We start from the raw sequence: 11,000 nt of genomic DNA on the forward strand, positions 1-11,000 counted from the left end.
CAGATCTTGGAGCGTCGGCGTACGCTCGTAGGAAGCACACCCGTCACGAGGAGCGAGCGACGATGCCCGAGCTGAGGTCCCGCACAGTCACCCACGGCCGCAACATGGCGGGCGCCCGCGCCCTTATGCGCGCCTCCGGTGTACCGGGCGCGGACATCGGGCGGAAGCCGATCATCGCCGTGGCGAACTCGTTCACCGAGTTCGTCCCCGGCCACACCCACCTCCAGCCGGTCGGCCGGATCGTCTCCGAGGCCATCACGGCGGCCGGCGGCATCGCCCGCGAGTTCAACACCATCGCCGTCGACGACGGCATCGCCATGGGCCACGGCGGCATGCTCTACAGCCTGCCCTCCCGCGACCTGATCGCCGACAGCGTGGAGTACATGGTCGAGGCGCACTGCGCCGACGCCCTGATCTGCATCTCCAACTGCGACAAGATCACCCCCGGCATGCTGAACGCGGCCCTGCGCCTCAACATCCCCACGGTCTTCGTCTCCGGCGGCCCGATGGAGTCCGGCCGCGCCACGCTCGTCGACGGCACCGTCCGCACGCTCGACCTGGTCGACGCGATCTCCGACGCCGTGAACGACAAGATCTCGGACGAGGACATCCTCCGCATCGAGGAGAACGCCTGCCCGACCTGCGGCTCGTGTTCCGGCATGTTCACCGCCAACTCGATGAACTGCCTGACCGAGGCCATCGGCCTCTCCCTCCCCGGCAACGGCTCGATGCTCGCCACCCACACCGGCCGCCGCGCCCTGTACGAGAACGCGGCCCGCACGGTCGTCGAGATCACCCGCCGGTACTACGACGAGGACGACGCCTCGGTCCTGCCGCGCTCCATCGCCACCCGCGCGGCCTTCGAGAACGCCATGGCGCTGGACATCGCCATGGGCGGCTCGACCAACACGATCCTGCACCTGCTCGCCGCCGCCCAGGAGGCCGAGCTCGACTACGGCCTGTCGGACATGAACGAGGTCTCGCGCCGCGTCCCCTGCCTGGCCAAGGTCGCCCCGAACGTCGCCCCGCGCGGCACGTACTACATGGAGGACGTCCACCGGGCCGGCGGCATCCCCGCCATCCTCGGCGAGCTGTACCGCGCCGGGCTGCTCAACGAGGACGTCCACGCCGTCCACTCCCGCTCCGTCAAGGAGTGGCTGGACGCCTGGGACGTGCGCGGCGGCTCGCCCACCGACGAGGCCGTCGAGCTGTTCCACGCGGCTCCCGGCTGCGTCCGCTCCGCGGAGGCGTTCTCCCAGTCCGAGCGCTGGGAGACCCTCGACCTGGACGCGGCCGGCGGCTGCATCCGCGACGCGGCCCACGCCTACTCCAAGGACGGCGGCCTCGCCGTCCTGCGCGGCAACATCGCCGTCGACGGCTGCGTCGTGAAGACCGCCGGCGTCGACGAGTCGATCTGGACCTTCGAGGGCCCGGCCGTCGTCTGCGAGTCGCAGGAGGAGGCCGTCGAGAAGATCCTCAACAAGCGGGTCAAGGACGGCGACGTGGTCGTCATCCGGTACGAGGGCCCCAAGGGCGGCCCGGGCATGCAGGAGATGCTCTACCCGACCTCCTTCCTCAAGGGCCGGGGCCTGGGCAAGACCTGCGCCCTGGTGACCGACGGCCGCTTCTCCGGCGGCACCTCGGGCCTCTCCATCGGCCACGCCTCCCCCGAGGCGGCCTCGGGCGGCACCATCGCCCTCGTCGAGGACGGCGACCGGATCCGCATCGACATCCCGAACCGCGCGATCGAGCTGCTCGTCGACGACGAGACCCTCGCCGCCCGCCGCGAGGCGCTCGGCGGCGTCTACGCGCCGAAGAACCGCCAGCGCAAGGTGTCGGCGGCGCTGCGCGCCTACGCGGCGATGGCGACCAGCGCCGACAAGGGCGCCGTCCGCGACGTGTCGAAGCTCGGCTGACACCGGGACGTCCCCGGCGGGTACGCGAGAGGGGGAGCGGGTCGACGGACCCGCTCCCCCTCACGCGTGCGTCCGGTACGGACGTACGGCTACCAGGACTCCGCCACCCGCGCGTCCACCGCGAAGACCGAGCCGTCCGGCGCCGTGCCGAACACCCGGTCCCCGGCGACCAGGGGCGCCGGCACCTGCGTCGCGTACCCGAGCCGCCCGTTCCGCAGCCGGGGGCGGGTCTGCCCGACGACCGCGCCGCGCGCGGTGTCCACGGCGAACAGCCGCCCGTCCGCCGCGGAGAGGTAGAGCCGGTCGTCCGGGCCGAGGACCGGCGCGGAGACGTTCGAGGCCCCCGTCTCCAGCTCCCACAGCCGGCCGCCCTTCTCCACCGCCGTGTCCACGGCGAGCAGCCGCCCGTCCACGGAGAGCAGGTGGACCACCGAGCCCCGCACGGCGATGCCGCCGAGCGGCATCCGCTCCTGGAGCCCGATCCGGCGCTCCGCACCGGCGTCCGGCCCGCTGCCCGGATCGCGGGGGTCGCCCGGCGCGAGCAGCACCAGCGCGTCGACCAGATCCCCCTGGTACCGCGAGGCGAGGACCAGCGTGCCGTCGCCGGTGCGCCCGACCGGGGCGGCGTCCCCGGTCACCTCCCGGCTCCACACGATCTCGCCCGTCGCCGGCAGCACGGCCGCGATCCGGCTGCTCCGCCCGTCGGCGGCCGTCTCGGAGACGGTGAGCAGCCCCGTCGGGGCGTCGTACGCGCCGAGCACCGGCGCGTCGAACCCGGGCAGGCGACGCGCCCACCGCGCTTCCCCGGTCCGCGCGTCGACCGCCCGGAGCGCGCCGCGCCCGTCGGAGAGGACGACCACCGGGCCGGCCGGACGGTACGTCTCGGGCACGTCCGTGTCCGCGGCCCAGCCGGGCGTCCCGTCCGCGACGCCGTACGCGCGCAGGGGACCGGCCTTCGGCGCGGCGCCGACCAGCGCGTCCGTCCCGCCTGCCAGCGGCACGGGCGCGTCCGGCGGCTCCGCGTCGACGGGGCCGGTCCGCTTCCACAGGAGCTCGCCGGTCCGCGGGTCGAGGCGGGCGAGCGCCACGCCCCGGGCCGCGCAGTAGAGGGAGCCGGCCTCGTGGAAGCAGGCGGGCGCGGTGGAGGCGCCGTACCGCTGGAGCTGGGTGTGCCAGCCGTCGAACGAGGTCGCCACCTCGGCGGGGTGGGCGGGCCCCTCGACCACGGGCCGGGCCGGCGGGCGCACCGCCGCGTACACGCCGGCTCCGGCGAGGACGAGCACGACCGCGGCGGAGACCGTCAGGCGCGGGGCGAGCCGGGAGCGCCGGCGGGGCGCCGGCGGGGCGGGCACGGAGGCCCGGGTGGTGGTGTCGTCGCGGCCGAGGCCGCCGGTCCGGGCCCCGGCGGAGCCGCCGGTACGCCCGTCCGGCGCGAACGGGTCCACCGGCAGCGAGGGCCGCCGCCGCTGGGACGGTATGAACGCCTCGGCCTCGTACGAGGGCGGCAGCAGGGCCGCCATGATCTCGGCCGGGCCGGGCCGGTCGGCCGGCTCCTTGGCGAGGCAGCGCGCGACCAGCGGCGCCAGCTCGGCGGGCACCCCGCTGAGGTCCGGCTCGTCGTGGACCACCTGGTAGGCCACGATGTACGGGCTGTCCGAGTCGAAGGGGCCGTGGCCGGTCGCCGCGTGCACCAGGACCGAGCCGAGCGCGAAGACGTCGGCGGACGGCCCGACCTCACGCGGTCGCTGGAACTGCTCGGGGGCCATGAACGGCGGGGAGCCGATCAGCTTCCCGGTCTCGGTGTGCAGGTCGCTGTCGACGGGACGGGAGATCCCGAAGTCGATGACCTTGGGCCCGGAGTCGGTGAGGAGCACGTTGCTCGGCTTGAGGTCCCGGTGCACCACCCCGGCGCGGTGGATGTCGCGCAGCGCCTCGGCGAGCCCGGCGGTCAGCCGGCGCAGCTCGGCGGGGGAGAGGGGGCCGCGCTGGCGGACCTGGTCGGCGAGGGTGGGGCCGGGGACGTAGAGGGTGGCCATCCAGGGGCGCTCGGCGTCCGGGTCGGCGTCCACGACGGGCGCGGTGAAGGCGCCGCTGACCCGTCGGGCGGCGGCCACCTCCTGCCGGAACCGGGCCCGGAAGTCGGGATCCTCCGCGTAGCGCGCGTGCACCACCTTCACGGCGAGCCGCAGCCCCGAGGGCGAGGAGGCCAGATGGACGACACCCATGCCGCCCGCGCCGAGCACCGCCTGCAGCCGGTACTCCCCGGCGTACTCGGGACCCTCGGCGTCCCTGTCGGCGTTGGTGCTGCTCAACGGCGGCATCTCCCACCCCCGTGTGGTTCCGCGTCCGTCCACGCGCGCGTGCGCGACGCGACGGAGCCTAGTCGATGGGCCCCGTGATGTCGGAGGAGCTTGCTAGCCTGCGCGCGTCGCACAGAGTGAAACCAGGGGGAGAACATCATGGCGGTGAAGTACTACCCGGTCGCGCCGGGCTACCGGCTCAACGTCCGGTCCGGTCCGAGCACCCAGTACCCGGTGGTCCGGGTGCTGTCCGAGGGCGCGACCGTCCCGATCCACTGCCAGAAGCCGGGCGAGTGGGTCTCCGGACCGTACGGCACCACCCGCGTCTGGGACAGCATCGCCCCGGGCCAGTACGTCTCCGACGCCTACGTGAAGACCGGAAGCGACGACTACGTCGCGCCGCGCTGCGCCTGAGGACCTTCGCCTCGGCCCTCCGGGCGCCGCACCGGGGATAATCGGTCTCGTGAGCGAGGACAAGCAGACCCCCGGAACCGGCACGAGCGGCCCCCAGCCCGAGGAGATCCGTTTCTTCGGGACGACCTGGGTCGACCACAGCGCCCACTACGGACTGCGGCGCGCCGGCCTCGCCGCCGGCGCGCTCGCCGCGGCCGTCGCGGGCGCCTTCGTCCTGCGCTTCGCCTACCAGGGACTCCAGGTCGCGGACGTCGGCGGCATCGTGAACACGCTGGTCATCCTGATGTTCGCGATCTGCGCGGCCATCGCCTTCACCAAGACCTGGGAGGGCTTCGGCCGCCGCCCCGCCGACCAGGCCCGCGAGGACTCCCTCAAGAGCCTCAAGGCCATCGGCTTCATCGGCGTGCTCCTCGCCTACGCCCTCCGCTGTCTCCTGGAGGCCCCCGGCGAGAAGCTGCGCCGCGCCGAGTACGAGACCGCCCGCACCCGCCACGAGAAGCGGCGCGGCGCCCGCACCGGCAACCCCGCCGCCCGCAAGAAGCCCAGGCGTTCCTGAGGCCCGGTCCGGCGCGCCCGGCCCCGGCCCCTTCCCGAGCCCCCGCGGTCCTTGACGCGGGGGCTTCTCCGTCCCCACTATTCATCACATGATGAATTACGACTCCGGGGAGCCCGCGGAGCGGCCCGGAGAGCCCGGCGAACCCGAACCCCCCGACCCGGCCCCCGCCCTCACCGCCCGCGCCCTCACCGCCGTACGCGGCGACCGCACCGTCCTGCGCGACCTCGACTTCACCGTCCCCGCCGGCCGCGTCACCGGCCTCCTCGGCCCCTCCGGCTGCGGCAAGACCACCCTCATGCGGGCCGTCGTCGGCACCCAGGCCAAGGTCACCGGCACCCTCACCGTCCTCGGCAGCCCCGCCGGCCACCCCGGCCTCCGCCCCCGCATCGGCTACGTCACCCAGGCCCCCTCCGTCTACGACGACCTCACCGTCCGGCAGAACCTCGACTACTTCGCCTCCGTCCTCCTGCCCGGCCGCGCCCACCGCCCCGCCCGCCGCACCGCCGTCGAGCACACCCTCGCCGACGTCGACCTCACCGACCACGCCGACGCCCTCGCCGGACGCCTCTCCGGCGGCCAGCGCAGCCGCGTCTCCCTCGCCGTCGCCCTCCTCGGCACCCCCGACCTGCTCGTCCTCGACGAACCCACCGTCGGCCTCGACCCCGTCCTCCGCCGCGACCTGTGGGACCTCTTCCACCGCCTCGCCGCCGACCGGGGCACCACCCTCCTCGTCTCCTCCCACGTCATGGACGAGGCCGAGCGCTGCCACCGCCTCCTGCTCATGCGCGAAGGCGAGATCCTCGCCGAAGGCACCCCCGACGCCCTCCGCCGGCAGAGCGGCACCACCACGGTCGAAGAGGCGTTCCTCCACCTGGTCGACGCCGCCGCGGCCCGCGCCGCCCACGAGGAGACCCACCCATGACGGCTTCCCGCACCCTCGCCACCGCGGCCCGCGTCCTGCGCCAGCTCCGCCACGACCCCCGCTCCATCGCGCTGATGCTCCTCGTCCCCTGCGCGATGCTCTTCCTGCTCCGCTACGTCTTCGACGGCAGCCCCGGCACCTTCGACACCATCGGCGCCTCGCTGCTCGGCATCTTCCCCCTCATCACCATGTTCCTGGTGACCTCCATCGCCACCCTGCGCGAACGCACCTCCGGCACCCTCGAACGCCTCCTCGCCATGCCCCTCGGCAAGGCCGACCTCATCGCCGGCTACGCCCTCGCCTTCGGCCTCGTCGCCGTCGTCCAGTCCGTCCTCGCCACCGGCCTCGCCGTCGGACTCCTCGGCCTCGACGTCGTCGGCTCCCCCTGGCTCCTCCTCCTCGTCGCCCTCCTCGACGCCCTCCTCGGCACCGCCCTCGGCCTCTTCGTCTCCGCCTTCGCCGCCTCCGAGTTCCAGGCCGTCCAGTTCATGCCGGCCGTGATCTTCCCCCAGCTCCTCCTCTGCGGCCTCTTCACCCCGCGCGACAAGATGGCCCCCGCCCTGGAGGCCGTCTCGAACGTCCTCCCCATGTCGTACGCCGTCGACGGCATGAACGAGGTCCTCCGCCACCCCGACATCACCGGCGCCTTCGTCCGCGACGCCCTCGTCGTCGCGGGCTGCGCCGTCCTCGTCCTCGTCCTCGGCGCGGCCACCCTCCGCCGCCGCACCGCGTGACCGACCCTCGGACACCCCGCGCACCGGCCGCCCCGCCGGTGCGAGGATGACGACACGTACCCCCTCCGGCGAGGTGAACAGAGCCATGACCCAGACCGTCGCAGTCCTCGGCACCGGCAAGATCGGTGAAGCGCTCCTCAGCGGCATGATCCGAGCCGGCTGGCGCCCCGCGCACCTCCTCGTCACCACCCGCCGCAGCGAGCGCGCCGAGGAACTCCGCGACCGCTACGGCGTCGAGACCGTCACCAACGCCGAGGCCGCCAAGCGCGCCGACACCCTCATCCTGGCCGTCAAGCCCCAGGACATGGGCCGCCTCCTCGACGAACTCGGCCCCCACGTCGCCACCGACCGTCTCGTCATCAGCGCCGCCGCGGGCATCCCCACCTCCTTCATCGAGGAACGCCTCAGCCCCGGCACCCCCGTCGTCCGCGTCATGCCCAACACCCCCGTCCTCGTCGACGAGGGCATGTCCGTGATCTCCGGCGGCAGCCACGCCACCGCCGCCCACCTCGCCCACACCGAGGAGATCTTCGGCGGCGTCGGCAAGACCCTCCGCGTCCCCGAGTCCCAGCAGGACGCCGCCACCGCCCTCTCCGGCTCCGGCCCCGCGTACTTCTACTTCCTCGTCGAGGCCATGACCGACGCCGGCATCCTCCTCGGCCTGCCCCGCGCCCAGGCCCACGACCTCATCGTCCAGGCCGCCATCGGCGCCGCCGTCATGCTCCGCGACAGCGGCGAGCACCCCGTGAAGCTCCGCGAGGCCGTCACCTCCCCGGCCGGCACCACCATCAGCGCCATCCGCGAGCTGGAGAACCACGGCGTCCGCGCCGCCCTCATCGCCGCCCTCGAAGCCGCCCGCGACCGCAGCCGCGAGCTCGCCTCCGGCAACGGCTGACCCCTACCCGGCCGCCGCCAGCACCTCCTCGGTGGTCACGACCCGGGCGAACCGCCCACCGTGCAGCGACACCGCCGTCGCCCGGGTCAGCTCCTCCGCCGTCCGCGTCCACCCGAAGGGCCCGGCCAGGTCGAAGGTGTGCATCGCGTCCAGCGGGAACAGCACGTCGTACCCGAGGTTCCCGCCCATCCGGGCCGTCGTCTCGTTGCACATGTTCGTCTGGATCCCGACGATCACGACCTGCCCACGGCGTCCGCCGGCGGCTCCGCCGCGAGCCGCCCCCCTCAGCCACGCGTCGAGGTCCGGCTCCCCGTAGAAGGCGGAGTTCACCGTCTTCGTCACCAGCACCTCGGGCCCGGCGCCCCTGCCCCGCCGCTCCTCGACGAAGTCCTGGAACGCGTTGCCCTCCGTACCCGGCCGCAGCGGCGACCCCTCCTGCACCGAGTCGTGCCGCACGAACACCACCGGCCTCCCCGTCTCCTGCCACCGGTCGATCAGGGCGGCCATGTTCTCCTCCGCCCCGGGATTGTCCCGGCGTCCCCAGAACTCGCTCCCGAAGCCCTTCTGGACGTCGACGACGATCAGCGCCGCGTTCTTCTCGATCTCCATGACCACGATCCTGCCGCCGCCCCGACGCCCGCCCCAGAAGCCCGGAAGCCGACGATCGATGGTTTACTGCCAGCCATGGCGGCCCCCCAGCGCATCGCTCTCCTCTCCTTCCCCGGCATCCGCGCCTTCGACGTCTCCGTCGTCACCGAGGTCTGGGGCACCGACCGCACCGACCGAGGCGTCCCCGCCCTCGAACTCCGCCGCACCGCGGCCGACCCGGCCACCCCGATCCCGATCCGCGGCGGCCTGAGCCTCACCCCCGACCGCCCGCTGGACTGGCTCGACACCCTCACCCCCACCGACCTCGTCCTCGTCCCCGGCATCGAGGACCCCGACACGGACGTCCCCGCCCCCGTCCTCGACGCCCTCCGCCGCGCCCACGCGCGCGGCGTCCCCGTCGCCTCCCTCTGCGCCGGCGCCTTCGTCCTGGCCCGCGCCGGCCTGCTCGACGGCCGCCGCGCGGTCACCCACTGGCGCCTCGCCGACACCCTGGCCGCCCGCCACCCCCGGGTCCGCGTCGAACCCGAGGCGCTCCACATCGAGGACACCGGCATCTGGACCTCGGCCGGCACCGCCGCCGGCATCGACCTCTGTCTCCACCTCGTCCGTACGGCCCACGGCGCCGAGGTCGCCGCCACCGTCGCCCGCTCGATGGTCACCGCCCCCTTCCGCACCGGCACCCAGGCCCAGTTCATCGAGCGCCCCACCCCCAGGGCCGACCGCGACGAGGACGCGCTCGCCGCCGTCCGCGCCCACGCGCTCGCCCACCTCGACCAGCCCCACACCGTCGCGAGCCTCGCGGCCCGCGCCGGCATGTCCCCGCGCTCCTTCGCCCGCCACTTCCAGGCCACCACCGGAACGACCCCGCTCCACTGGCTCATCACCCAGCGCGTCGCCGCCGCCCAGAAACTCCTCGAACGCACCGACCACCCCCTCCCCGAGGTGGCCCGCCGCGCGGGCTTCGGCAGCGAGGTCACGATGCGCCAGCACTTCGCCTCGCACCTCGCCACCAGCCCGCGCGACTACCGCGGCGCCTTCCGTCACACGGCGGGCAACAGCCCGATCGCCCGATAGGCCCGGTCCACCAGCGGCCGCGCCATGCCCCGGGCCCGCTCGGCCCCCTCCCTCAGCACCCCGTCCACGTACCCGGGATCCGCCGCGAGCTCGGCATGCCGCTCCCGCACCGGCCGCAGCAGTTCGACGACGGCGTCCGCGGTGTCCTTCTTCAGCGCTCCGTACGACGCGTACGCCCCGGCCAGCTCCTCCGGGCTCCCCTCCGTCGCCGCCGCCATCAGATCGAGCAGGTTCGCGAGACCAGGCTTGGCGTCCCGGTCGTAGACGACCTCACGCCCGCTGTCCGTCACGGCCCGCATGACCTTCCGCCGCACGGTCTCCGCGTCGTCCAGCAGATAGACGATCCCGGCCCCGTTCTCGTGCGACTTCCCCATCTTCGAACCGGGGTCCTGGAGGTCCATCACCCGCGCCGCCACCGCCGGCCGCGTCGCCCTCGGCACGGCGAACGTGTGCCCGTACCGCTGGTTGAACCGCACCGCGAGGTCCCGCGTCAGCTCCACGTGCTGCGTCTGGTCCTCGCCCACCGGCACCTCCTCGGCCCCGTAGGCCAGGATGTCCGCCGCCATCAGCACGGGATAGGTGAGGAGCGACAGCCGCACGCTCTGCCCCGACTCCCGCGCCCGCACGCTCTTCTCCTTGTACTGGATCATCCGCCGCAGCTCGCCGTCGGTGGCCGTGCACTCCAGGAGGTACGAGAGCCGGGCGTGCTCGTCCACGTGGCTCTGCACGAAGAGCGTGCAGAGCTCCGGATCGAGCCCCGACGCCAGCAGCAGCGTCGCCGCCTGCCGGCTCAGCCGGCGCACCCGCGCGGGATCGTGCTCCACGGTCAGCGCGTGCAGGTCCACCACGCTGAACAGCGCCTCGCCCCGGTGCTGGTCCACCTCGACCCACCGCCGTACGGCCCCGAGGTAGTTGCCCAGCGTCAGATGCCCGGTCGGCTTGACCCCGCTGAAGATCCTCGTCATCGCGTCCGTTCCTTCTCCGTCCATCGCCGGCCCGACGGCCCGGCTCCCGGAGGGGGATACGCGAACGGCCGCCGAGGCGGCGGCCGTGTGCATGCGTCAGTACGGGCCGCCGGTCAGGCGGCCCACCACTGGGTGGTGTGCGCATGCGTAGTCATGGGGAGAGCGTACGCCTCCGGACCAGGGTTGACACGGGATTGACGGATCCGTAGTGTTCTCCGAGTTGTCCGACGTGAGCACCGGCCCCGGCCGGCCCCGGACAGCGATTCCGCAAGAACCACTGAGCCTGACGGCCGCGATTCGTCGTGCCGTTCTGCTTTCCGTGCGTTTTTGCGAAATGAGGAATCCGCGTTCGAAGTCCGGACGCGGGCCCCGATTCGCTTCGGGGCCGGGGAATCCGCTAATGTCTCACTCGTCGGAACGGCCCAACAGCCGGGAAGACAAACCCCGCTGACTGGGAATCAGACGCCGAAAGGATCTGATAGAGTCGGAAACGCCGGAAGGGCCCGGAGCGAAAGCGAAAGGGACTGGAAAGCACCGAGGAAATCGGATCGGAAAGATCTGATAGAGTCGGAAACGAAGGAAGCGCCCGGAGGGCCTGGAAACAGGAACGAAGGA

General features: G+C 73.5%; 10 protein-coding genes. 7 read left to right on the top strand and 3 right to left on the bottom strand.

Features of this window, described 5'->3' with window-relative positions; all coding sequences use genetic code 11:
- The first annotated feature begins 62 nt into the window (after positions 1-62).
- Entirely contained in the window at positions 63-1,916 is a 1,854-nt protein-coding gene (ilvD, locus tag ACFVU3_RS10590) for a dihydroxy-acid dehydratase (RefSeq protein ID WP_390065434.1), read from the top strand.
- An 89-nt stretch (positions 1,917-2,005) separates the two neighbouring features.
- Here ilvD and ACFVU3_RS10595 read toward each other — a convergent pair whose 3' ends face one another.
- Entirely contained in the window at positions 2,006-4,237 is a 2,232-nt protein-coding gene (locus ACFVU3_RS10595; RefSeq protein WP_390065436.1) for a protein kinase, read from the bottom strand.
- Between the two features lie 138 nt (positions 4,238-4,375).
- On the opposite strand from ACFVU3_RS10595, the gene ACFVU3_RS10600 reads away from it, so the two are divergent.
- The 5 genes from ACFVU3_RS10600 (at position 4,376) to proC (ending at position 7,737) form a co-directional block, all read left to right on the top strand.
- Positions 4,376-4,630 (top strand): SH3 domain-containing protein, encoded by a 255-nt coding sequence (locus tag ACFVU3_RS10600; protein WP_390065438.1) that lies wholly within the window; start codon positions 4,376-4,378, stop codon positions 4,628-4,630.
- A 49-nt stretch (positions 4,631-4,679) separates the two neighbouring features.
- Positions 4,680-5,186 (top strand): hypothetical protein, encoded by a 507-nt coding sequence (locus tag ACFVU3_RS10605; RefSeq protein WP_390065439.1) that lies wholly within the window; start codon positions 4,680-4,682, stop codon positions 5,184-5,186.
- Between the two features lie 88 nt (positions 5,187-5,274).
- Positions 5,275-6,108, top strand: a complete 834-nt coding sequence (locus ACFVU3_RS10610) for an ABC transporter ATP-binding protein (RefSeq protein WP_390065441.1) — start codon at positions 5,275-5,277, stop codon at positions 6,106-6,108.
- The gene (locus ACFVU3_RS10615; protein ID WP_390065443.1) at positions 6,105-6,842 is read left to right on the top strand and encodes an ABC transporter permease; all 738 of its coding nucleotides are present in this window, start codon (positions 6,105-6,107) and stop codon (positions 6,840-6,842) included. Before ACFVU3_RS10610 ends, ACFVU3_RS10615 begins: the two co-directional genes overlap by 4 nt.
- 85 nt (positions 6,843-6,927) lie before the next feature.
- A complete protein-coding gene (gene proC, locus ACFVU3_RS10620; protein ID WP_390065444.1) occupies positions 6,928-7,737 on the top strand; it encodes a pyrroline-5-carboxylate reductase in 810 nt (269 codons plus the stop codon).
- 3 nt (positions 7,738-7,740) lie between these two features.
- On the opposite strand, the gene ACFVU3_RS10625 is transcribed toward proC, so the two are convergent.
- Positions 7,741-8,346: a cysteine hydrolase family protein gene (locus tag ACFVU3_RS10625; RefSeq protein ID WP_390065446.1), complete on the bottom strand. Its 606-nt coding sequence runs from the start codon at positions 8,344-8,346 to the stop codon at positions 7,741-7,743.
- A gap of 75 nt (positions 8,347-8,421) precedes the next feature.
- Between ACFVU3_RS10625 and ACFVU3_RS10630 the strand changes: the two genes are divergently transcribed.
- Positions 8,422-9,420, top strand: a complete 999-nt coding sequence (locus tag ACFVU3_RS10630; protein WP_390065447.1) for a GlxA family transcriptional regulator — start codon at positions 8,422-8,424, stop codon at positions 9,418-9,420.
- Here the strand turns inward: ACFVU3_RS10630 and trpS are convergent.
- Entirely contained in the window at positions 9,387-10,385 is a 999-nt protein-coding gene (trpS, locus tag ACFVU3_RS10635) for a tryptophan--tRNA ligase (protein WP_390065449.1), read from the bottom strand. The two genes, ACFVU3_RS10630 and trpS, sit on opposite strands and share 34 nt — an antisense overlap.
- Positions 10,386-11,000: the final 615 nt, after the last annotated feature.

Origin of the sequence: Streptomyces sp. NPDC058052, assembly GCF_042885515.1 — a bacterium.
Lineage (GTDB): Bacteria > Actinomycetota > Actinomycetes > Streptomycetales > Streptomycetaceae > Streptomyces.